Genomic DNA, 21,107 nt, shown 5'->3' with positions numbered 1-21,107 from the left:
CGCTACACCTCACCCATTTCGAATACCGGTACCTCAACGAACCTTGCTGAGATCACGTCAGTGGGTCCAGGACTGGACGTGTCGCTTGGTGAACTCGAGCAGGTGCCGGGCCCAGGCGAACTCGATGGCCCAGATGGCCAGGCCGAGGATGACGATCGCCCAGCCGGGGCCGGGGAACGGGATCAGCACGATGCCGACGGCCACGACGATGGTGCCCAGGACGGCGACCGAGATCTTCAGGGCGAGCCGGCCGGACGGGTTGGCGCGGATCCTGTCCAGCAGACCTGGACGGGCTTGTTCTTGGTCTGGTTTCGCTGTCATTTCATCCCCCAGTGTTCCGGGTCCCCGTCACTACCCGGGAGGAATGGACGTTACCGGAGTAAGTCAACTGCTGAACCACCCGACGCCGGGCGGAACCGAGTACTTGGGCAGAACAGGACAAGATAGCGCTTTATGTCTTGTGCGAAAGGGTTTTCGGAACCGTCTTCCCACTACTGGGTGAGATCAGCGTATGGCGGAGCGTAACGACAGGGATCACCTGAGTATGGGAAACGCGGGGTTCACCAGCCTCGCGCGGTGCCGGGGGGAGTTCGTCCATGAGTACCATTCGTCCAACGACCGTCGAGGTCGAAACCTCGCTGCGGCTCGTAGCGCCTGACGCCACGGCACTGCCCGTGCGGGCCAGCCTGCGTTACGACCCAGCCGACCCGTATGCGGTCCACGTGTTGTTCCACGCAGAATCAGCCGGTGGGGAAGCCGTGAGCTGGTCCTTTGCGCGGGAACTGCTCGTGACCGGGCTCGATGAGCCCGCGGGCATCGGAGACGTCCGGGTGTGGCCGTGGGCCACGCCGCGGGGCGACTTCGTGGCCCTCGCGTTGTCGTCTCCGGACGGCAATGCGCTGTTCGAGGTGCCTCGCAGCGTCCTTGTCCGTTTCCTCCGTCGCACCTATGTGGTGGTGCCGCGGGGCCGGGAATCGGAACATCTGGACGTCGATGCGGCGGTGAATCGGTTGCTGGCGGGCCGATAACGTGTGAAAGGCGACGGGGGGCGACTCGCGCGGACACTGCCGGTCCGCACGGGTCGCTTTTCCGTGTACGGAACTTAAAGCTCATAACCGGACATTAAACCCAAGATTTCCGGGTCCGCGATGCCCATTCGCTCAAGCTGTGTCGGAACGGGTGCATCGCTGGTCAGAGCCAGTTACCGTCGGCGCGATGTCCACTGCAGCTCTGCGGCTCGACACTGCCGCCACGTTCCGCCCGCCCGGCTGGGCGGGCGTCGGCACCTGCGCCCTGGACGCCACGTCGGCCCAGCCGCCGAGTCGCCTTCCCTATCACGTCCTGCTGCTGGCCACGGCCGGTCACGGCACGGTCGAGGTCGACTTCTTCGGGCACTCGTGCCGGCCCGGCACCCTGCTCTGGATCCGTCCGGGCCAGGCGCTGCGCGTCGGCCGGAACGGGCTGATCGCGTCGGTGGTCACCTTCGACCCGCGGCTGGCCGGCGACGAGGAGCACCTCCGCAGCCGCTGGCAGTTGCGGGGCGAGGACGAGGACGCCGTGATCAACGAGTTCGCTCAGCTGGCCGTGGACTGCGAACGGCACGTGCCGGGGCCGATCGCCGCCGAGCTGTTGCGTCACCAGCTGCGCGTCCTGCTGCTGCGGGTCGCGCTGCTGGCCTCGTCCGACCCGTCTGGTCCCGAGAGCCGCACCTACACCCGGTTCCGCGGCCTGCTCGAGGCCGGTCACCCGCACAGCCGCCGGGTCGAGGACTACGCCGACGAGCTGGGCTGCTCGGTCCGTACGCTGACCAGGGCCTGTCTGTCGGTGACCGGGCGCACCGCCAAGCAGGTGGTCGACGACCGGGTCGCGCTGGAGGCACGCCGGCTGCTCGCCTGCACGCCTCTCTCGGTCGCCGAGGTGGGCCGTCATCTGGGTTTTCCGGAGCCCACGAACTTCGGCCGTTTCTTCCACCGCGAAGTCGGGATGAGCCCCGGTCAGTTCCGGGCCGAGGCGTCCGGTGTGCCGCACGCCGCCATCCCGGCCCAGCGACGATCCTCTGACTGAGCGTAATTCCCACAAAACCGTGGGGTATGTGTGCCTACGGTGGCGGGGGAGGGGCATGATGGACAGGTGCAGATCTCCGCGCGCGGCGACTACGCGGTCCGGGCCGCCCTCAGCCTGGCGAGGGCCTACCCGGCATTGATGTCCGCCCAAGCCATCGCTCAAGATCAGGAAATGCCCCGCAAGTTCCTCGAGGCGGTGCTCGCCGATCTGCGTCGCGCGGGTGTCGTCCGGGCCCAGCGTGGCGCCGAGGGTGGCTACACATTGTCACAGTCGCCGCGGGACGTGACGATCGGTCAGATTCTGCGCGCGGTCGACGGGCCCCTGGCCGGCGTGCGGGGACTGCGCCCCGAGGAGACCCGCTACACCGGTGCGGCGGAAAACCTGCCCAATCTGTGGGTCGCCGTGCGCGCCGCCGTACGGGAAGTGGTCGACGAGGTCAATCTGGCCGAGCTCATCAGCGGGCGCATGCCGGCGCACGTCCGCAAGCTGACCACCCGCCCCGACGCGTGGCAGCCACGCTGACGTTTGCCGATTTGTCGAATCGGGAATCGATCTTCCATCCGACGAACCCTTATGGGAGGGACGTACCGATGGGCCTCGTTTTTCGGCAGCGTAAGAAGTTCGGCCCGTTGATCCTGAACTTCACCGAGAAGGGCTACTCCTCGTGGAGCCTCAAGATCGGCCGCTGGTCGTGGAACTCGCGCAGCCGCTCGCACCGCGTCGACCTGCCCGGCCCGTTCTCCTGGAAGCAGGACAAGAACCGCTCCTGAGCTCCGTGAAGCAGAGCACCCGCTCCTGAGCTCCTGGGAGCGGGGCACCATCCGCTCCCGAGCGAAGATGACGACTAAGCGGGGACGACGGCTAAGCGGGGACGACGGCTAAGCGGAGATGACGACGTCCCCGCCGAGCCGGCCGTGTGACGGCCGGCGGGTGACCGTTCCCGCATCGACCAGCGTGTGCAGCACCCGGGTGGCATCCGCCGCCCGATAGACCGTCTCGGTCAGCGCGAACGTGCGCAACTCGGTCACCGTGGCCTCGCCGACCCGTTCCAGATGGGCCAGCAGCTCGCGCCGCAGCGGTCCGGGGTGCGGAGTCAGCGAGATGTCGATGAGGTGCCGGTCCGGGTCGCCGGGGTCGCGGTAGCGCACCCCCGCGAACTCGTCGACCGACCACAGGGCCTCCTTGAAGCCCTCGATGCTCTTGCCGGCCGTCGCGCCGAAGACCAGCAGCTCGCCCGGCTCCTCCGAGTCGGCCAGCTCGACCTGCGTGAACAGCGGCCAGCCGGCCCGGTAGGGCTCGACCGGTACGCCCGGCGGCAGCACCAGGATCACCTCGGCCGGCTTGCCCGCGGTCAGGGCGGCCACTGTGGCCGTAGCCGGCGGTTCGGCCTCGCCGGTGGCGTCCAGAAACCCGAGCAGCGGTACGCGCTGAGCGCCGACCGCTTTGAGGCCGACCGGCAGCAGCCCGTCCGTCCCGCCGGAGATCGTGTGCACGGCCAGTCCGGTGCCCGCGCCCGACCCGGCCTGGATCGCCTTGAGCCGCGCGTCGAGTGTGCTCAGATCGCGCCCGGCCGCCACCATGGCGAGCTCGCGACCCCGTACGAGATCGGCCTGCTCGGCCAGCACCCGCATGGCCGCCTCGGCCGCCGCCCCGTCCACCCGGTCGGCGTAGCCGTGCGCATAGATCACCCGCCGGGCGCGATGCAGCGCCGCGGGCGCCCAGGCCTCGAGGTAGCGGACCAGGAGCTCACGCTTGACGGTGGTGATGGCCGAAGGGGACATGTACGGGCTCTCCAGTGTCCGGTTAGCGAGGTCTTCGCAACATTGCACTTGTACCTACAGTGGTCACATGAGCACTATGGGACACGTGGCCCCTCCCCAGCTCGCCGAACTCACCGCGCGCGCCCAGACTCTCACGTCTGCCGGCGATCTCGCTGGTGCGCGCCGCGTGCTGGCCGGCGTGCTCGATCAGGCCGACGCGGCCGACCCCCGCCGGGCCACCCCCGACCTGGCCCTGGCCGCCGCGCTGCACGCCCGCATCCTGATCGCGCTGGGCGACGCGCGGGGCGCCCGCTTCTGGGCCGAGTACGCCCACGCCGCCGAGGACCGCCTGCACGGGCCGCACCACGACCGTACGGTCGGCGCGGCCGCCACCCACGCGGCGGTGCTGCAGCGGGTCGGCCACTACGGGCAGGCGGCCGAGGTCTACGGCCGGCTGGTCGGCCACCTCACCGAGATCGACGGCCCCGACTCGCCGCGCGTGCTCGCCGCCGAGGCCGACCTGGCCACCGCCGAGCACGCGGCCGGGCACTGCACCGCGGCCCGCTCCCGGCTCGCGGACGCGTGGCGGCGGCACACCCGGCGTCACGGCGAGGCCTCCGCCGCCGGCATCAAGATGCTGGCCCGGCTGGGCGCGATGGAACGCGAGTGCGGCCGCGACGCCGAGTCCCGCGAGCACCTGGCCAAGGCCCAGGAGCTGTGCGCCCGCTACCTGCCGGCCGATCACCCGCTCGTACGCCAGGTCACCGCGCTGGTCACCGCCGAGGCCTCGGGCAAGCACGTCTGCAGCCGGGTCGAGCAGTCCGACGGTCCCGGCGTGACCACGGTGGGCGCTCCCGGGGTCCGCACGGTGCCGTTCCCGCGCCGCCCCACGGTGCCCGACCCCGACCCGTCGGACGACCCGTCCCGGCCGCCGCCCGACAACCGCCCGACCGACCCCAACGGCACGGTCTATCAGCAGCCCCTCTACCTGGCCGACGTGCACCAGTCGGCCGGCGACCTGACCGGCCGGCACGCCCGCGCCGACACCCCGCCACCGCTGCCGGGCCGGCGCGCCCCCGACTACGGCCCGGACGGCCGCCCCCAGCCGGTCGGTTCCGCGCCCGCGAGCACCTACACGCTGCCGCCCAACACCGAGCGGCGCCTCCCCGTGCTCACCGAGCCCGCCCCGGTCGTCACCGGGCGCCGCCGCCAGCCCTTCCTGCTGGCCGCCGTCCTGGTGGCCGGGGTGGCCGCCGCCGTGGCCGTGGTCGCCCTGACCCTGCCCGACGCCAGCGGCGACGAGAACCCGGCCGCCGCCCCCGCGCCCGTCGCCTCGGCCCCCGCGGCCTCGTCGCCGGCCGCCCCGGTCACCCCGACGACGCGCCCGCCGACGGCCGACCCGGGCGCTCCCACCGCCGTGAAGCTGCGCGACAACCGCGACAGCGTCACCCTGCAGTGGACCTACCCCAGGGACTCCGAGGGGCCCGTCCTGGTCTCGGGCAGCCGGGCCGGTCAGGCGCAGAAGCCGTTCCAGCAACTGCCGGCCGGCAGCGCCGACTATGTCGTCTACGGCCTCAACGAGCAGCTGAACTACTGCTTCACGATCTCGGTGGCCTACGCGACCAACAACATCGCCCGCTCGGTGCCGGTCTGCACCCGGCGCTGACCGAAACCCTCAGGAGCGACCGCCGGTGGCGGCCCGGACCAGATCGGCGTACGCGGACAGGCTCAGCGGCCCCTGCCAGAGCTGTTCGTCGTGGGCGAAGTTGAACACATCGAACTCGCAGCGGACGGCCTGGCGCAGGGCGGTCGCCAGCATGCCCCGGTCGGACGTGTCGGCGTAGTAGGTGCCCTTTGCGGCGCCGTCGCCGTATCCGGGATTCTCGCCGCCCTTGCGGAAGCCGTACTCGTCGGCCAGGCGGCTCTGCCAGCGTGTGGCCGACCACCCGGCGGCCCGGGTGTCGGTAACCGCGATCCCGCGGTCCGCGGCCTGGCACACGTCGTCGCGGCCGGAGCGGTCGGCGACCGACGAGACGTAGACCATGAGGCGCGGCGTGCCGGCCAGCGCGGCGTAGTAGCGGTGCCAGGCGCCGCCGATGCCGAGCAGGCCGTCCGGCAGGAACGACCGTACAGCCTGGTCGTAGGCCTCCGGGCGGACCCCCGATCCGGGAGTGACGGCCTGATAGACACCGGTGAAGCCCATCGCCTCGAACCGGGCGATCTGCCACCGCGTGACGTCGACGAGCGCGCCGATGTACCAGTCGGCCCAGGCTCCTACCTGTGCCGGGGGTACGCCCGGCCGGCCCGGCCGCCAGCCCGGCAGGGGATTGCGCTTCATGCCGGTCGCCATCCCGGGGCCGTTCTGGGCGGCCGGGCTGAATGCCGCATAGGAGCCCGCGGTGTTGTAGAGCATCTCGGCGTTGCCGCCCGACGTGAGCCGGATGTAGGCGAAGTTGCGGACGCCGAGATCGGCGTCGATCCGGGTGAAGTACTCGGCCACGGCCTCGCGGACCGGCTGACTGAAGACCATGTCGATGCCGGCCAGCCGGGCGCCGTGCTGATCCGTCGCGACGGCGTCGGGCAGCCCGCGGACCCAGTCGGGGCTGTAGTGCACCCCGAGCGCGAGGGTGAGCTGCTGCCCGGCCGCCCGGAACGCGCGCATCCGTTCCTTGATCGTCGTGACGTACGACGCCGAGAAGACGCCGCGGGCCGGTTCGTACGCGCTCCAATCGAGTTCGAGGGTGGCGCCGCGGATACCCGCCGCGTTCTCGGCCGCGGCGGCCGGCGCGTGCGAACCAAGGGTGCCGAAGATCAGGCCGCCCGGGGGCGGTCCGGTCTGCTTCGGACGTGTCCCGCAGGCGGCCGTGGCCATCAGCAGCAAAGTGAGCACGACGGCCGTACGAGCACTGATCATGGATGACGTCACCGATCCGCAACGCGCAACGCCGCGTACGGGTTGTTCGCGCCCCCGTTTCCCTTGACGGCCGCCGCGAGATCGGCCAGCGACCTTCGCTCGGCCGCGGTCAGCTCCGGCGTCGAGGCGAGCACCTCGCCGGCGTCCTCCCGGCCGAGGATCCGCACCGCGGCGCCCAGCAGCACCACCGGGCCGTCCCCGGTGCGGTCGTGCAGCAGCACCAGGTTGGGCGACGGTGGGCCGGTCGACCGGGTCCGGTGCAGCAGTGAGGCGACCGCCGACACCTGCCCGGCGGACAGGGCGGCGCCCTCGGGTGACGTGAGGGAGAGGAACTGGATGCCCACGCTTTCGGCCGCCGCCTCCTCCTCGTCGTCCGAGAGCGTCGAATCGTCCCGGCCGTCGATGGCGATGATGCCCCGGACGCCGTAGTCGTCGTGCAGCCGTACCAGGTCGGCCTCGGCGGGCTGACCGGTGCGCACGACTCCCGGGGCGATCGCGGCCGCCTGCGGGAGCGCCGGCACCGTGGACGGTTCCTCGTGCAGGAAACCGCCGGCCCGCACGACCAGCGCGGCCGCGAGGAGCGCGGTGAGCGCGCCGGCCCGGACGAGGGTGGCCCGCCGGGACACCGGAACCAGCTCGCCGAGCGCGGGCGAGCGGGTCGTCCCCGGCGTCGGCGACGGGGCCGGCGGCAACGGCTCTGACCGCCGCCGGCGTACCAGGAGCACCGCGACAAGGAGATAGCCGGCGAGCACGCCGAGGAGGGTCCAGAAGAATGGCTGGACGGTCGTCGGCTGGGCCGGTTCGGTCTCGGTGGGCAGGGGCGGAGGCCGGTCCGGCTGCCGGGCGTCCGCGGGCGGGGTGACCAGGCCGGCATCGAGCAGCGCACCGCCGATCGGCGCCAGCCGCACTCGGCTGGAGCCGCTCCCGTGTTCCAGGACACCGCCGGCGAACGCCTGCCGGACCTGACCGTCGGGCATCACGGTGGCCCGGCCGAGCGGCTCGCCCAGCAAGGCTCCGGCTCCGCCGCGGTACGCCGCCGCGATCGCCCCGGTGATCGGCGCCCGCGGGGCGCCGGCCCGGTCGAGCGGTGGCAGCCCGGATCGCCGGTAGCCGCCCGGATCCACCCGGGCCAGGTCGGCGACCAGAGGCTCGGCGAGCATCCGTGGTGACCCCGCCGCGTCGGTGGCGCCGGCCAGCACGGCGCCGGCGAAGACCTGGTAGCCGTCACCCGCGCTCCAGCTGCCGGTCAACGGCGCTCCGGCGACCGTCTTGCCGCCCAGCGCGCGCCAGCCCGTGGCGAAGGCGCCGTCGGACCCGTCGACCACCGCATGCCCGCCGCATCGGGAGCCCTCGGTGACGACGAAATCGCCACCGGGCAGACGTTCCACCCCGCCGCGGTCGTACGTCCCGAGGCCCACCCGCCACAGTTCCAGGCCCCGATAGGTGGCGCTCGGATACGCCGCGAGCCGCGTCCCGTGCCCGCGGACCCAGCCCGCCAGCTGGGGACTCGAATTGCCGAACCGCATGCCGGCGTCCTTGTCGCTCAGCACGAACAGGGTGACGCCGTGGCTGAGGGCGCCCGGACCGGTGGCGTAGTCGGTGATCGGCCGGTTCGGGAACAGCTGCTCGAACCGCTCGGCGTCACCCGTGGCGTTCAGCGCGGCGCAGGCCGGGAGGTTGGCCCCGACATAGGCGGTCAACCGGGCCAGGCCGTCGTTGCGGGTGGTGTAGAAACGCCCCCAGCTGCTCGTGCCCAGAATCAGCACCGCGCCCAGCAGCACCCAGGCGACGGAAGCCGACCAGCGCCGGGCACCGAGCACCGCGTCGGCCACGAGCACCGTGCCGACGAGCGAGGCGGGCACGACGTAGACGAAGAACTGCTCGTTGAGCGTGCCCAGCAGGACGGTGTACGCGCCGAAGGCGTAGCTGGTGATCAGCCAGGCGAGCAGCCACCGGGCGGAGTCGCCGCCGCGCCGCAGCATGAGCCACACGGCGGCCACCGCCCCGAGCGCCAGGATCAGGTAGGCCGCCGCGTACTGATTCACCTGCTCGGACAGGCCGCTGACGAAGGAGACTCCTGGGCGGTTCCAGCCGGTGATCTGCACGGTGCCGAGCAGCCGTTGCAGGGTGACCGACTTGATCTCGACGAAGCTCGCGAACAGCCCCAGCTGGACCGCCCAGACCACGAAGACGCACCAGAGCGCGAGGGCGGCCGCGAGGGCGGCGAGGCATCGGCCGATGAACCGGCGATCGCGAGCGAGCAGCGCGTGGACCAGGGGAGTGAGAAGCATGAAGATGCCCACCTCGTTGGTGAGCAGAGTCAGTCCGCCGGCCAGCCCGACCACCGCGACGAACCACCGGGAGCGCCGGGCCTGCAAAGCCATCGCCAGATGCAGCGTCACCAGACAGGCGAACAGCGCGAACGGCTCGATCATGGCCATCCGGCCGAACCGGAGCAGTACCGGGTCGAGCGAGGCGAGTGCCGCCGTCACCACGGTCAGCACCAGCCGGGCCCGGGGGCGGGCCCGGTCGGCCAGCCGGTAGGTGAGCATTGCGATCAGCACGACGTTGGCGACGCTGAGGAACGCGGCGAGCAGCCGGGTGTCGGCGATGACGTCGATCAGCGGGTCCCGGTAGGTGCCGAGGATCCGCAGCCAGCCCGCCTGGGCCAGGAAGGAGAGCGGGGTGTGCACGAACAACGGCCGGTTGGTCCAGGTGAGTGACCAGTTCTCGGCCACGGCCTGGTCGGCCCGGCTGTAGACGACCTCGTCGTATTGCGTGTCGGGGCTGCGGTGCAGATTCCACAGGAGGAAGACGGCCGCGATCCCGGCGCACGTCAGCATCAGGGCGAGGAGCCGGCCCGGCACCGGCAGGCGGCGGCTCATGACGGCACCACCCGTCGTCGTGGCTGCCATCGTCGCACCAGCGTCAGCGCCCGTTCGACGTCCTGGTCACGCAGCAGCCGGAGCCGGAGCACGGCCACCGCGTACAGGCCGAGACCGGCCGCGATCGCGAGCACCGCCGGCAGGGTCGGTGCCCGCTCGGCGACGGCCAGCAACGCCACGAGCGGAAGGAGGGCCAGCAGGTAGCGCGCCGCGGTCCGGGCGTCGGCCCATTGTGGATGGAAGCGACGGGCGTACACACCGCCGAGGGCGACGGCGCCGGCCCACGTCGCCACCGAGAAGGCGGCCGCCGCGCCGGTGATCCCCCACCGGGGGATCAGGACGACCAGGGCGACGGTCTCGACGACCAGGGTCGCCGGGACCCACCGGGCCACGGCCGCCACCTCCCGGGCGTTGAGGGTCTTGAGCAGCATGTCCATGGCGATCAAGCCGAGCGTGCCGACGGTCAGGACGCGCAGCACGCCGGCGGCCTGGGCGTAGTGGCCGGGAAACAGCAACCGCAGCACCGGGCCGGGCGCGATGACCAGCACCAGTTGCAGCGGCACCAGCATCAGCGGCACCCACCGGAACGCCGCTCGGAACCACCCGTCGACCTCGCCGGGGGAGCCGGCCTTGGCGACGAACGGGAAGATGGCGTTGCTCAAGGCGTCACCGACGAAGTACGGCGCCCGGGCCAGCACCATGGCCGCCTGGTAGAGGGCGACATCAGCCGCGGTGACCCCGTGGCCCTGACCGACCACGCTGAGCGCGATGACGTCGACGGCCAGCATGACGCCGAAGGCCGAACTCGCCGCCCCCATCGAGACCGCACGACCGCTGGTGGCCCGCCAGGCCACCGGGCCGCGGCCGGGAAGGCGGTCGCGCAGCGCTCGCCAGCCGATCGCGGCCGACAGGATCGCGCCGATCAGAAAGCTCGTCGCCACGCCGCCGACGCCCTGGTGCAGCAGCCCCACGAACGCCACCGCGACGACCACCTTGATGGCGATCTCGGAGATCTGCATGACGCCGTACCCGTCGAAGCGCCGCTCACCCTGCAGGCCGCCGCCGAAGGCAGTGGTCATCGACAACGTCACGATCATGACGGTGACGCACGCGACGGTCACCGCCGACGCTCCCGGGATCACCGTCCGGGTGGCCTGGGCGGTGACGAAGGCGGCGGCCAGGACGAGACCGACGGCCAGGTTGCCGAGGAACGCCGCGCGGTACGTCGCGGCCACCACGCCCGGTCCGGGGTCCCGGGCGATCGTCGCGGCCAGCGCCCACGGGAAGCCGGCGGCCAGGATCATGGCGCACAGGAACTGCACGTTCTGCAGCACGCTGACCGCGCCGAACTCGGCCGGGGTGAGCAGCCAGGCCAGGGCCACGCCGAAGCCGTAGTTGAGAACCGCGCCGAGCCCGAATCGGACGATCAGGACGACGCCGCCCCCGGCGGCGCTGCGCCGGCCGGTGAGATTCATCATGTCGCGGCGTCCGCATGCCGCGGATGCCGGGAGTCGGTGGTCATGGGTCCGCAACCTCCGTGGTCCGGTGACGCCGGGCCGAGGGGTCGGGTACGGAAACCGGGGCGCGAACGCCTAGCTCCGGCCCTGACCCGCATCGGGGCACCAGGCGAGAAAACACTGGGTAAAACGCTGGTTTCACCGGAGACAGTCGCGTGTGCGACCGGGAATCCCCGCCGGGACACTCTGGTAGGAAGGCGGGACGATCCATTCCGCAGTCGCGGGATCCAGGTTACCGCTCGAGGAGCTGACCGGACATGACCCCATCCCCTTCATCGCCCCCGCAGCGTCGACGGGAACACCTGGCCGTGGACGGGCGCGTCCTTTCCGACGAGTATCACGGCATCGGGCGCCTGGCCGAGATGGTGCTCCGCCGGCTCGCCGGCACCACCGAGTTCGACGTCACCGTTTTCGTCCGGCCGGGGCAGACCTCACAGCGTTTCGACATCGACGGCCTCATCGAAGGGCTGGGGTACCGACGGGCCCTGTTCGACCTGCCACTGACCTCGTCAATGCAGTGGGCGCGCTGGCCGGGGGTCCTGCGGCGGGCGGGCGCGACGGTGACGCTGTCGCTCTACAGCCTGGGCGGCCCGGTGATCGGCGGCGGCCGGCGGTGCACGTTCGTGCACGACTGCATCATGGAGACCGACGCGCGATTCGCCCCCGACCGGCGTACTCGGTTGCTGTACATGCTGCACACCGCGCTGATGGTGCGGGGCAACCGGGTCTTCACCCGGAGCGCCGCCTCGGCCCGCGACATCGAGCGGTTCTATCGGGTGCCGGTGCCCGACTGGCAGGTCGTCCCCGGCGGGGTGGACGACACTTTCGCCCACGGCGCCGAGCCGGTGGGGCAGATCGGCGGGCAGCGGCTGCCGGCGACCTATCTGCTGCAGGTCGGCGCCCGGCGTCCCCACAAGAACGTGGCCGCTCTGGTACGGGTTCTGCCGCATCTGCCCGAGGACTACCACCTGGTGCTGGTCGGGACGGTCGACGACCGCTTCCCCGACGAGGTGCCGGCGCTGGCCGGGGAACTCGGCGTGGCCGGCCGGATCGTTCATCTGCCGCGGGTCAGCGAGCCGGAGCTGCACAGCCTCTACGCGGGCGCCGCCGCGTTCGTCTACCCGTCGCTCATCGAAGGTCTGGGTCTGCCGCTGCTCGAGGCGATGGCCGCCGGGCTGCCGGTGGTGGCCGGCGACATCCCGGTGTTCCGGGAGATCGCCGAGGATGCCGCCGTCCTGGTTCCCTCGGACGAGCCGCAAGCCTGGGCCGACGCCATTCTGAGCCTGCGTTCTCCCGAGGTGAGGGAGGCACTGGTGGCGGCCGGCCGCCGACAGGTGAAGAAGAACACATGGGACGTCACGGCGTCCCGGATGCTTGAGGCGCTGCGTCGGATGTGAGATCGGCACGTTCCATCCCGATGAAGCGAAATGAAACGGAAACAGTAAGGGACTCGCTTCGTCACAGTCACGTTCACATTCGACAATGAGCGGCCACATCCGGATCGATTTCACCGCCGAAACCCACCGAACGGCCAGGATGTGTTCCTCATTTGCGAAACCGTCGTTTGGTGACGCCGGAGCAGGTGGCAAAGAGGACATCAGCCTTGTATGTCGGACCGGTTTTGCGGATGGTTGCGACATTTCGGAAGGCCTGGGCATCGGCGGCGCCGGACGGAATGGGCTCTTCCCCTGAGCCGGGCAAGTCCCTAACATCAATTTCCGGCGACAGTCGCGCCATCCGCTTCGACGTTGCCGGCGGTCCGATCCACCGCCGGTAATCCTCCGAGTTTCCGATCTTGGTAGGAACGGGACTCCCCTTCTCAAAAGTCCTCAAAAGAGGGCCGTCAAGTCACGTCCGTCAATGCAACCCCATTCGATCGTTGCAGACGTGAGGATTCATCGTGTATCAGAGTGCGCAGCGATCTGTGCCCGCTCCCGGAGCGGGCGACATCGCCCACAACGACCAGACTTCACAAGACCGACCTCCCGATCCACAACGCATCGCGGTCATCGTGCCGACCCGGCATGAGGCCGGCAGCGTGGGACCTCTCTACGACCGGATCCGGGCCGCCCTGAGCGGCCGCGACTGGGAACTCGTCTTCGTCGACGACTCCGACGACGAGACGGTGGAACGGCTGACCACGCTGGCCGGGCACGACCCGCGGGTCACCTGTGTGCATCGGCCTCCGGGCCGGCGCGAGGGCGGCCTGGGCGGGGCCGTGCTCGCCGGTTTCGCCGCGACCACGGCCGCCGTCCTGGTGGTGATGGACGCCGACCTGCAACACCCGCCGGACGTCGTGCCCCGCCTGGTCGACACGCTGCTGTCCGGGCCGGCCGACATCGCTGTCGGCACCCGGTACCGCGGGCAGGGGTCCGCCGCCGGGCTGCACGGCCTGTTCCGTCATCAGGCCTCCCGAGGGTGCCGGCGGCTGGTGCACGCCCTGCTGCCCCGCACCCGGGCGTCGACCGATCCGCTGGGCGGGTTCTTCGCCGTCCGCCGTGAGGTCGTGGACGGCGCGCCGTTGCGGCCGATCGGCTACAAGATTCTTCTCGAGATTCTCGTACGGGGCCGGTGGAACGCCGTCGGCGAAACGGAATACACCTTTCAGGCACGGCACGAAGGTGCCTCGAAGTCGGGGCCGGCCGAGGCCCGCCGGTTCCTGCGCCATGTCCATGCCCTGCGCCGCGCCGGGCCGGTCCCGCCGCCTGCGGCGCCCGACCGTCCACTGCGGATCCTGATCTTCACCTCGGAAGTGGCCCCGGTCGTCAGCGGCATCGCCACCTCCATGGGCAACCTGAGCCGCAGCCTCACCGCGGCCGGGCACCACGTCGACGTGGTCAGCCGGGCCGACTTCCCGCACTTCATCCGCCGCGAGTTCCGCTTCTCCGGCTTCGCTCTCTCCTGGCCCCGGTTCCGCCGCCTCCTGGGCGGTTACGACGTGGTCAACGTCCACGGTCCGGTGCCGACCATGAGCGACGCCTTCCTGCTGCTGGCCGCGACGATGCGGCGGCGACCGGCGGTCGTCTACACCCACCACAGCGATCTGGCCATCCCGGGACTCGGGGTCGCCTGCGCCGCCTACAACCGGATCCACCGGCGGATCGCCCAGCTCGCCGACGCTGTGCTGGTCAGCTCGGTGGAGTACCGCGATCGGATGCGCACCCGTTCGGGGCCGCCGCTCGAGATCATCCCGTGGGGTGTGGACACCAGCCGGGTGCGGCCCCGCCCGGCCCGCCCGGCCGGGGCGCTCCGGGTGCTCTTCGTCGGTCAGCTCCGGCCGTACAAGGGCGCGCACGTGCTCCTCGACGCGGCCGACGACCTCACGGGCGTGTCGGTGACGCTGATCGGTGACGGGCCGCAGCGCCCTGAGCTGGAGGCGCGGGCGGCCGGCATGCCGGGCGTGACCGTACGCGGCCGGGTCAGCGATGAGGACCTGTGGCGCGCCTACCGCGACCACGACGTGATTGTCCTGCCCAGCCTCACCACGGCCGAGGCGTACGGCCTCGTGCTCGGCGAGGGCATGGCGGCCGGCTGCGTGCCGGTGGCCAGCGACCTGCCCGGGGTCCGCGAGGTCGCCGGGGCCAGCGGCCTGCTGGTCGCGCCGGGCGACGTCGAAGCCCTGCGCGACGCCTTGAAGCGGCTGGCCACCGACGACGCCCTGCTCGACCGGCTGGCCGCCCTCAGTCTCCCGCGGGGCCGGGAGATGTCGGTCGAGGCGGCGACCGCGCACCACGACCGGGTCTTTCGCACCGTGCTCGAACGGGCCGGCGCGCGACGCGCCCCGGCGATCGTCCATCGCACCACGCACCTCTAGGGAGTACCGTGCCCAGCCTGCTCATCACCGATCCGGCGGCCGGGGCCACCACCCGGCCCGCCACGGACGGCCCGTCCATCGAAGGCGACACCCGTTCGCTCCGGCTGCGGGCGAAGGCCCCGCTGCGGGTCAGCTTCGCCGGTGGCGGCACCGATGTCGCACCCTTCCCCGAGACCGAGGGCGGCGCGGTGCTCTCCGCGACCATCGCCCGGTACGCCTACGGCAGCCTCACCCCGCGGCCGGACGGCGAGATCACCGTCTCGTCCGAGGACCTCGGGGTGTCCCTGCAGTTCGGCGTCGACGAGCACCTGAAACTCGACGGCGAGCTCGACCTGGCCAAGGCCGCGGCCTGCCACCTCGGCGACCTGGCCGGCGGCGAACGCCACGGCTACGACCTCAAGATTCACAGCTCCGCGCCGCCCGGCTCGGGGCTGGGGTCGTCCTCCGCCGTCATGGTGACCCTGGTCGGCCTGCTCCGTGACCGGTACGGGCTGCAGATGGACGCCTACGAGGTGGCCCGCACCGCGCACCGGCTCGAGCGGTACGACCTCGGCATCCGCGGGGGTCAGCAGGACCACTACGCGGCGGCCTTCGGCGGCTTCAACTACATCGAGTTCCTCGGCGGCGACCACGTGGTCGTCAACCCGCTGCGGATCCGCGACGACACGCTGGCCGAGCTGGAGCACAACCTGCTGCTCTGTTTCACCGGCCGGACCCGGGCCTCCGACCACATCATCGCGGATCAATCGGCTCGGCTGGCCGGCGCCGAGGAGGACACCGTCGGGGGACTGCGGGCCCAGAAGGAGCTCGCCACCGCGATGAAGCACGCCCTGCTGCGCAACCGGCTGCGGGACTTCGGCGGCCTGCTCGACGAGGCCTGGCAGCAGAAGAAGCGGATCAGCCCGCGCATCAGCACGCCCTACATCGATGAGGCGTACGCGGCCGCCCGGGCCGCCGGCGCGCTCGGCGGCAAGATCACCGGAGCCGGTGGTGGTGGTTTCATGCTCATCTACTGCGACTTCGACGCCAAACGGCAGGTGGCCGCCGCACTGACCAACTTGGACATGACGGTCGAGGAGATCACCTTCGCTCCCGCCGGCCTGAGCACCTGGAGCCCCCGATGAGCTATTCCGCTGTCCTGCGCACCAGCATCGGCGAGAGCGCCGAGACGAAGAACCGGGTGACCCGCGACGACGAGCTGATGGAGATGCTCGACGACATCACCGGTGCGGTGGTGGACTGCATGGCGAAGGGCGGGACCGTCTTCTTCTGCGGCAACGGCGGCTCCTCCACCGATGCCGAGCATCTGTCGGCCGAGCTCCTGGGCCGGTTCAAGTACGACCGGCCGTCGATGTCGTCGTACTGCCTGGCCAGCAACACCGCGGCGATGACGGCGATCGGCAACGACTACAGCTACGACCTGACCTTCGCCCGCCAGCTCGCCGGCCTCGGCCGCAAGGGGGACGTCCTGGTCGGCCTGTCCACGAGCGGGAACTCGGGCAATGTCGTCCAGGCGGTGCGTCAGGCCACCGAGATGGAGATCACCACGGTCGCCTTCACCGGCGCGGACGGCGGAAAGCTGGCCGGCCTCGCGGACTTCACGTTCCGGGCGCCGTCCTACGAGACCGCCCGCGTCCAGGAGTGCCACATGGCGGTCGGGCACACCATCTGCGAGATCGTCGAGGCGACCATCCACCCACGGCCATGACGACCTGGTCGGCGGTCCTGCTGGACCGTGACGGCACCGTCAACGTCAAGGCGCCCGAAGGTGCGTACGTGACCCGCCCCGAGCAGCTCATTCTGCTGCCCGGGGCGGGCGCGGCGGTGCGCCGGTTGCGGGACGCGGGCCTGCCGGTCTTCGTGGTGACCAATCAGCGCGCCGTGGCCCGTGGCCTCATGACGGCGCCGGGCCTCGACGAGGTGCACGACCGGTTCCGGGAGCTGCTCGGCGCGGCCGGCGCCGAGGTGGACGGCATCTACGCCTGCGTGCACGAAGCCGGCGAGTGCGGATGCCGCAAGCCTCTGCCGGGGTTGTTGCACCGCGTCGCCCGCGACCACCCGGGGGTGGATCTGGGGCGCAGCGTGATGATCGGCGACGCGGCGTCCGACGTGGCGGCGGGCGCGGCGGCCGGTTGCGCCACGGTGCGGCTGGCCGCCTCGCCCGATCCGGCGGCCACCGTCACAGCCAGGTCGCTCGCCGAGGCAGTGACCTGGCTGCTGCGGTGACCGCTCCGGCCAGCTCAGCCGCGGACGGGAACCGCGCCGATCAGCCGCGCCCCGGGCGGCACCTCGGCCCGGTCGCCCAGCATCACACCGTCGACGACGGCTCCCGCGCCGATGCGGGCGCCGCGGCCGACGACCGCATCGGTCAGCCGGGCGCCGGCGCCGATGGCGGCGTCATCGAAGATCACGCTCCGGCACAGCTGGGCCTGGGCGCCGACGGCCGTACGGTGGCCGACCACCGTTCCGCCGCTGAGCTCGGCGCCGTCGCCGATCTCAGCCCCGGCCAGCACGAGGGTGTCGGCCGGCGTGGCGTCCAAGGCGGCCGAGGGTGCGAGACCGGTGACGAGATCGCAGTTGCCCCGCAGGTAGGTGGCCGGGGTGCCGATGTCCAGCCAGTACGCGTCGTCGTGCAGGCCGAGGACCCGTCGGCCCTCGCCGATCAGGCGCGGGAAGGTTTCGCGCTCCACACTCACCACCCGGCCCGGTGGGATCGCCTGCAGAGCGGCGCGGGAGAACACGTACGTCCCGGCGTTGACCTGGTCGGTCGCCGGCCGGTCGGTCTTCTCGTCGAAGGCCGACACGCGGCCGTCCCGGTCGGTGGTGACCACGCCGTACGCCGTGGGGTCGGGCACCCGCCGCAGGTGCAGGGTGACGTCGGCGGCCCCGTGCCGGTGGTGGTCCACCATCGCGACCAGATCGAGACCGCCCAGCACGTCGCCGTTCAGGATGATCACCGGGCCGTCGCCGCGCAGGTGGCCGGTGGCGTTGCGCAGCGCCCCGCCGGTGCCCAGCGGCTCGTGCTCCACGGCGTAGCTGAGAGCCAGCCCGAGTGTGGCGCCGTCGCCGAAGTGATCGCGGAACATCGCGGCCTTGTACGAGGTGGCCAGAACGACGTGATCGACACCCGCCTGCCGGGCGCGCAGCAGCTGGTGCGTGATGAACGGGATGCCGGCGAGGGGCAACATCGGCTTCGGTGTGGTGAGGGTGAGCGGCCGCAGTCGCGTTCCCTGACCACCCACCAAAAGAATAGCCTCCATGGCTTCAGCCTCCCGTCCGAATGTTTCGGAGAGGGGTACCCGAGATTTATTCTCGCGTGAGTGAAAGGAAATCAACAATGATCGCAGCGGTGCCGGGGAAATTGCGTGACGCATTGTCCTCCGGCGATACCATCATGTTCGTTTCGCCCCATCTGGACGACGCGGTGCTGTCTTGCGGCGCCTTTCTCGAAGCCGTCGCGAGCGCCTGCCCCGTTGTTGTCGTGACGGTGTTCACCGCCGCCGCCGAACCTCCGCACACGTACGCCGCCCGTGGCTTCCTCGAGGGCTGTGGCGCCGGCGACGCCCGGACGCTGTTCGAGACCCGTCGGCAGGAGGACCTCGACGTGCTCGCCCAGCTGCGGGTGCGGGCCGTTCACCTGGACTTTCCTGACGCTCTGTTCCGGAGGCGCCGGCTGCGGGGCGGGCTGCCGGCACGCGCCGGGCGGTTGCTGCCCGAGCTCGCGCACCGCTATCCGACCTACCGCTACGACATCGCCCGCGGGCGGCTGGCGCGCGGCGACCGCCCGATGGTCGCCGAGGTCGGTGCGGCGGTGGCGGCGGTGGCCGGAGCGACCGGCGCACGACTGGTGTTCTGCCCGGTCGGGGTCGGCCGACATGTGGATCATCTCATCGCCCGGCAGGCGGGCGCGCAATTCGGCGAGCGGGCCGTCTACTTCTCCGACTTTCCGTACGATCAATCATCATCGGTCGACCAGAGATTTCTTTCCCGGAACGGGTTGCTGCCCTGGCGATGGGAGGAGGGAATCGGCGCCAAGGCGCGTCTGATCGAGGGCTACGGCAGTCAGGTGGGCGGCCTTTTTCCGGGCGGGATCATTCCGCGGTCGCCCGAGACGTACTACGTCGCGGACCGGTGACGGCGAGGCCGGAGAACGTTCTGGACCACGCTCCGGTACCGATCGCCGAGGACGTCCCAATCGTGGTCGAGACTGCGGGCGTAGCCCCGGCGGCCGAGGGACTCGCGCCGTGCCGCGTCGGTGGCCAGGTCGCGCATCGCCCGGCCCAGCGCGTCGACGTCGAAGGCCGGTACGGGAATCGCGCAGTCGTCGCCGATCCAGCGCAACTGCGGCAGGTCGAAATACACCACCGGCTTGCCGTGGGCCATCGCCTCCAGCGCCGAGAGGCTGAACGTCTCGTACCGGGACGGCACCACCAGGGCCGCGCACGACCGGATCAGCCGCTCCTTGTCCGCCCCGGCGACCCGTCCGGCCAGCACTATGTCGACGCCGGTGGCCTCGGCCAGCCGACGCAGCTTGTTCTCTTCCGCGATCGCGCCCGAACCGGCGACGACCAGGGGCATCCCGGGTGGCAACCGGCGGACCGCCTCCATCAGCAGGTCCAGGCCTTTCTGCTCGACGTCGACGCGGCCGAGGAACAGGAGGTGGTCGCCGCCGCCGAAGTCCTCGCGGGCGAGCTCCGCACGATGGGTGCCGTTGGGAATCACCTCGCAGGTGGCCTTGCGGGCGTACCGCGAGATCACCGCCCGATCCGTCTCGTTGAGCGTGACGAAATGCCGATAGAGCCGCAGAAGCCGGCGTTCCGCGAGGTGGAAGGGCAATTTGTACTTGCGCGCCATGTCGGCGCCGCTGAGCATCTGCACCAGGGCGACGACGGGCCGGCGCGAGAACACCGGAAGCAGGCTCGCCGACACCGGTGGCGTCAGCGTCTCGATCCACGTGGCCTGGCGGCCGAAGACGGCCACGAGCGGCAGCAGGAGCTGGAACAGGAGTTGTCCACCGCGGGGACCGGCCCAACCCACCGGAAGATGGACGTACCGGACGCCGTCCCGGGTGCCCGATCGGCTTCCCCGGTACGACGCGGTGTAGACCACGACGTCGTAGTCGCGGGCCAGCCTGGTGGCGATCTCGTGGACGACGACCGGGCCGCCGCCGCTGTAGTGCGGGTTGCCCAGGCTGTCGAAGATGGACATCGCCACGGACTGCCGTCGTGTCCTCGGGCCGGCGGCCGGCGCTGATTCACTCCCGAGGCCGGTCATGAGTAGCAATCGTTGGCGCACATGGTGAGCTCGACGCTACGGGCCGTCAGCCGGTCGCGAATCACCGATGCGGCGGCGAGTCGCGGACGATCGCCAGGCCGTGCCCCCGGACGTACCGAATCGTCGGAAGTCACGCGACCGGGCCGCGTCCCGGCGGAGAGGACAGAACGGACCGGTCCGGCTCAGGGCCGACGGCCCGACTCGACGAGGCCGGTGACGGTGACGGTGGTCAGGCCGCGGGCGGCGAGGGTGGAGAGCAGTTCGTCGGTCGTGGCGGCCACGCCGCGGCGGTGGGTGGTGCCCTCGTGCAGCACGACGATCGTCCCCGGGCGGATCGAGGCGGCCAGGTCCCCGGCGATCGCGGCGTCGCCGGGCCGGGTGTTGTCCGCGACCAGGGTGCCGAGCACCGCGCGCAGACCGTGATCGGCGGCCGAGCGCAGCATGCGCGGGGTGAAGAAGCCGGAGCCCGGGCGGAACCACCGGACCGGGCCGTACGCCTCCAGCCGGCGGCTCACCTCGGCCAGGTCGCGGCGGAACCGGTCGTCGGGCAGGCGCACCGACCGCTCGTCGCGCATCAGGTGGTTGGCGATCTCGTGCCCGTCGGCGACGATCTGTTCCACGAGATCTCCGTACGCCGTGACCCGCTCACCGATGAGGAAGAACGTCGCCTTGGCCCGGTGGCGGCGCAGCACCTCGAGCAGCTCGGGGGTGGTGCCGGGGTGCGGACCGTCGTCGAAGGTCAGCGCGAACACGGGCGCGGCGGTGTCGACGAACCACAGCACGTCGCCGGGAATCACCCGGGACAGGGCCCGGGCGACGGGTTCCCGCCAGCGCAGAAACCCGTCGGTGGCCATGCTTGAGCGTAAATCAGATCCGCGG

18 protein-coding genes and 1 pseudogene are annotated in these 21,107 nt (G+C 71.4%); 11 read left to right on the top strand and 8 right to left on the bottom strand.

Annotated elements, in window-relative coordinates; genetic code table 11:
• Window positions 1-63: 63 nt before the first annotated feature.
• Window positions 64-321, bottom strand: a pseudogene (locus HJC40_RS33165) (TIGR02611 family protein); the annotation flags it as partial.
• Between the two features lie 275 nt (window positions 322-596).
• Between HJC40_RS33165 and HJC40_RS33160 the strand changes: the two are divergent.
• From HJC40_RS33160 to HJC40_RS33145, 4 genes are all read left to right on the top strand, one after another.
• Window positions 597-1,028: an SsgA family sporulation/cell division regulator gene (locus HJC40_RS33160; RefSeq protein ID WP_020514863.1), complete on the top strand. Its 432-nt coding sequence runs from the start codon at window positions 597-599 to the stop codon at window positions 1,026-1,028.
• Between the two features lie 187 nt (window positions 1,029-1,215).
• Window positions 1,216-2,064 carry a helix-turn-helix transcriptional regulator gene (locus HJC40_RS33155; protein WP_250007267.1) on the top strand — a complete coding sequence of 283 codons (849 nt, stop codon included), beginning with the start codon at window positions 1,216-1,218 and terminating at the stop codon, window positions 2,062-2,064.
• A gap of 66 nt (window positions 2,065-2,130) precedes the next feature.
• The gene (locus HJC40_RS33150) at window positions 2,131-2,586 is read left to right on the top strand and encodes an Rrf2 family transcriptional regulator (protein ID WP_184956002.1); all 456 of its coding nucleotides are present in this window, start codon (window positions 2,131-2,133) and stop codon (window positions 2,584-2,586) included.
• A 68-nt stretch (window positions 2,587-2,654) separates the two neighbouring features.
• Window positions 2,655-2,834 carry a DUF4236 domain-containing protein gene (locus HJC40_RS33145; RefSeq protein WP_250007265.1) on the top strand — a complete coding sequence of 60 codons (180 nt, stop codon included), beginning with the start codon at window positions 2,655-2,657 and terminating at the stop codon, window positions 2,832-2,834.
• Between the two features lie 108 nt (window positions 2,835-2,942).
• On the opposite strand, the gene HJC40_RS33140 is transcribed toward HJC40_RS33145, so the two are convergent.
• Window positions 2,943-3,845 carry a hypothetical protein gene (locus HJC40_RS33140; protein ID WP_250007263.1) on the bottom strand — a complete coding sequence of 301 codons (903 nt, stop codon included), beginning with the start codon at window positions 3,843-3,845 and terminating at the stop codon, window positions 2,943-2,945.
• 67 nt (window positions 3,846-3,912) lie between these two features.
• Here HJC40_RS33140 and HJC40_RS33135 point away from each other — a divergent pair, with 67 nt between their 5' ends.
• Window positions 3,913-5,490: a fibronectin type III domain-containing protein gene (locus tag HJC40_RS33135; protein WP_250007261.1), complete on the top strand. Its 1,578-nt coding sequence runs from the start codon at window positions 3,913-3,915 to the stop codon at window positions 5,488-5,490.
• A 9-nt stretch (window positions 5,491-5,499) separates the two neighbouring features.
• Here HJC40_RS33135 and HJC40_RS33130 read toward each other — a convergent pair whose 3' ends face one another.
• Genes HJC40_RS33130 through HJC40_RS33120 form a run of 3 tightly spaced genes read right to left on the bottom strand, consistent with a single transcriptional unit; the run spans window position 5,500 to window position 11,101 of the window.
• The gene (locus HJC40_RS33130) at window positions 5,500-6,738 is read right to left on the bottom strand and encodes a hypothetical protein (RefSeq protein WP_250007259.1); all 1,239 of its coding nucleotides are present in this window, start codon (window positions 6,736-6,738) and stop codon (window positions 5,500-5,502) included.
• Between the two features lie 8 nt (window positions 6,739-6,746).
• A complete protein-coding gene (locus HJC40_RS33125) occupies window positions 6,747-9,623 on the bottom strand; it encodes a glycosyltransferase family 39 protein (RefSeq protein WP_250007257.1) in 2,877 nt (958 codons plus the stop codon).
• Window positions 9,620-11,101 (bottom strand): oligosaccharide flippase family protein, encoded by a 1,482-nt coding sequence (locus HJC40_RS33120; RefSeq protein ID WP_250007255.1) that lies wholly within the window; start codon window positions 11,099-11,101, stop codon window positions 9,620-9,622. Before HJC40_RS33120 ends, HJC40_RS33125 begins: the two co-directional genes overlap by 4 nt.
• Before the next feature lie 296 nt (window positions 11,102-11,397).
• Between HJC40_RS33120 and HJC40_RS33115 the strand changes: the two genes are divergently transcribed.
• From HJC40_RS33115 to HJC40_RS33095, 5 genes are all read left to right on the top strand, one after another.
• Window positions 11,398-12,537 carry a glycosyltransferase family 1 protein gene (locus tag HJC40_RS33115; protein ID WP_250007252.1) on the top strand — a complete coding sequence of 380 codons (1,140 nt, stop codon included), beginning with the start codon at window positions 11,398-11,400 and terminating at the stop codon, window positions 12,535-12,537.
• Window positions 12,538-13,040: 503 nt separating this feature from the next.
• A complete protein-coding gene (locus HJC40_RS33110; protein ID WP_308200970.1) occupies window positions 13,041-14,954 on the top strand; it encodes a glycosyltransferase in 1,914 nt (637 codons plus the stop codon).
• A gap of 8 nt (window positions 14,955-14,962) precedes the next feature.
• A complete protein-coding gene (locus tag HJC40_RS33105) occupies window positions 14,963-16,078 on the top strand; it encodes a GHMP kinase (protein WP_250007249.1) in 1,116 nt (371 codons plus the stop codon).
• Window positions 16,075-16,662, top strand: a complete 588-nt coding sequence (locus HJC40_RS33100) for an SIS domain-containing protein (RefSeq protein WP_250007247.1) — start codon at window positions 16,075-16,077, stop codon at window positions 16,660-16,662. The genes HJC40_RS33105 and HJC40_RS33100 overlap by 4 nt, the downstream gene beginning before the upstream one ends.
• Entirely contained in the window at window positions 16,659-17,180 is a 522-nt protein-coding gene (locus HJC40_RS33095) for an HAD-IIIA family hydrolase (protein WP_250007245.1), read from the top strand. The genes HJC40_RS33100 and HJC40_RS33095 overlap by 4 nt, the downstream gene beginning before the upstream one ends.
• Window positions 17,181-17,194: 14 nt before the next feature.
• On the opposite strand, the gene HJC40_RS33090 is transcribed toward HJC40_RS33095, so the two are convergent.
• Window positions 17,195-18,214, bottom strand: a complete 1,020-nt coding sequence (locus tag HJC40_RS33090; protein WP_250007243.1) for a sugar phosphate nucleotidyltransferase — start codon at window positions 18,212-18,214, stop codon at window positions 17,195-17,197.
• 77 nt (window positions 18,215-18,291) lie between these two features.
• On the opposite strand from HJC40_RS33090, the gene HJC40_RS33085 reads away from it, so the two are divergent.
• Window positions 18,292-19,089 carry a PIG-L family deacetylase gene (locus tag HJC40_RS33085; protein WP_250007241.1) on the top strand — a complete coding sequence of 266 codons (798 nt, stop codon included), beginning with the start codon at window positions 18,292-18,294 and terminating at the stop codon, window positions 19,087-19,089.
• Here the strand turns inward: HJC40_RS33085 and HJC40_RS33080 are convergent.
• Window positions 19,071-20,162: a glycosyltransferase family 4 protein gene (locus HJC40_RS33080; RefSeq protein ID WP_250007239.1), complete on the bottom strand. Its 1,092-nt coding sequence runs from the start codon at window positions 20,160-20,162 to the stop codon at window positions 19,071-19,073. The genes HJC40_RS33085 and HJC40_RS33080 overlap by 19 nt on opposite strands.
• A 248-nt stretch (window positions 20,163-20,410) precedes the next feature.
• Window positions 20,411-21,082, bottom strand: a complete 672-nt coding sequence (locus tag HJC40_RS33075) for a polysaccharide deacetylase family protein (RefSeq protein WP_250007237.1) — start codon at window positions 21,080-21,082, stop codon at window positions 20,411-20,413.
• Window positions 21,083-21,107: the final 25 nt, after the last annotated feature.

It is taken from the genome of Actinoplanes sp. M2I2 (assembly GCF_023544445.1).
Taxonomy (GTDB): domain Bacteria; phylum Actinomycetota; class Actinomycetes; order Mycobacteriales; family Micromonosporaceae; genus Actinoplanes.
This window is presented reverse-complemented; position numbering and strand designations above follow the sequence as displayed.

What these genes read in the sequence shown, in the direction of transcription:
- HJC40_RS33160 (WP_020514863.1), top strand. Translation starts at nt 597, where the DNA reads ATGAGTACCATTCGTCCAACGACCGTCGAGGTCGAAACCTCGCTGCGG.
- HJC40_RS33095 (WP_250007245.1), top strand. Translation starts at nt 16,659, where the DNA reads ATGACGACCTGGTCGGCGGTCCTGCTGGACCGTGACGGCACCGTCAAC.
- HJC40_RS33090 (WP_250007243.1), bottom strand. Translation starts at nt 18,214, where the DNA reads ATGGAGGCTATTCTTTTGGTGGGTGGTCAGGGAACGCGACTGCGGCCG.
- HJC40_RS33115 (WP_250007252.1), top strand. Translation starts at nt 11,398, where the DNA reads ATGACCCCATCCCCTTCATCGCCCCCGCAGCGTCGACGGGAACACCTG.
- HJC40_RS33135 (WP_250007261.1), top strand. Translation starts at nt 3,913, where the DNA reads ATGAGCACTATGGGACACGTGGCCCCTCCCCAGCTCGCCGAACTCACC.
- HJC40_RS33100 (WP_250007247.1), top strand. Translation starts at nt 16,075, where the DNA reads ATGAGCTATTCCGCTGTCCTGCGCACCAGCATCGGCGAGAGCGCCGAG.
- HJC40_RS33120 (WP_250007255.1), bottom strand. Translation starts at nt 11,101, where the DNA reads ATGATGAATCTCACCGGCCGGCGCAGCGCCGCCGGGGGCGGCGTCGTC.
- HJC40_RS33075 (WP_250007237.1), bottom strand. Translation starts at nt 21,082, where the DNA reads ATGGCCACCGACGGGTTTCTGCGCTGGCGGGAACCCGTCGCCCGGGCC.
- HJC40_RS33080 (WP_250007239.1), bottom strand. Translation starts at nt 20,162, where the DNA reads ATGTCCATCTTCGACAGCCTGGGCAACCCGCACTACAGCGGCGGCGGC.
- HJC40_RS33085 (WP_250007241.1), top strand. Translation starts at nt 18,292, where the DNA reads ATGATCGCAGCGGTGCCGGGGAAATTGCGTGACGCATTGTCCTCCGGC.
- HJC40_RS33140 (WP_250007263.1), bottom strand. Translation starts at nt 3,845, where the DNA reads ATGTCCCCTTCGGCCATCACCACCGTCAAGCGTGAGCTCCTGGTCCGC.
- HJC40_RS33125 (WP_250007257.1), bottom strand. Translation starts at nt 9,623, where the DNA reads ATGAGCCGCCGCCTGCCGGTGCCGGGCCGGCTCCTCGCCCTGATGCTG.
- HJC40_RS33155 (WP_250007267.1), top strand. Translation starts at nt 1,216, where the DNA reads ATGTCCACTGCAGCTCTGCGGCTCGACACTGCCGCCACGTTCCGCCCG.
- HJC40_RS33130 (WP_250007259.1), bottom strand. Translation starts at nt 6,738, where the DNA reads ATGATCAGTGCTCGTACGGCCGTCGTGCTCACTTTGCTGCTGATGGCC.
- HJC40_RS33145 (WP_250007265.1), top strand. Translation starts at nt 2,655, where the DNA reads ATGGGCCTCGTTTTTCGGCAGCGTAAGAAGTTCGGCCCGTTGATCCTG.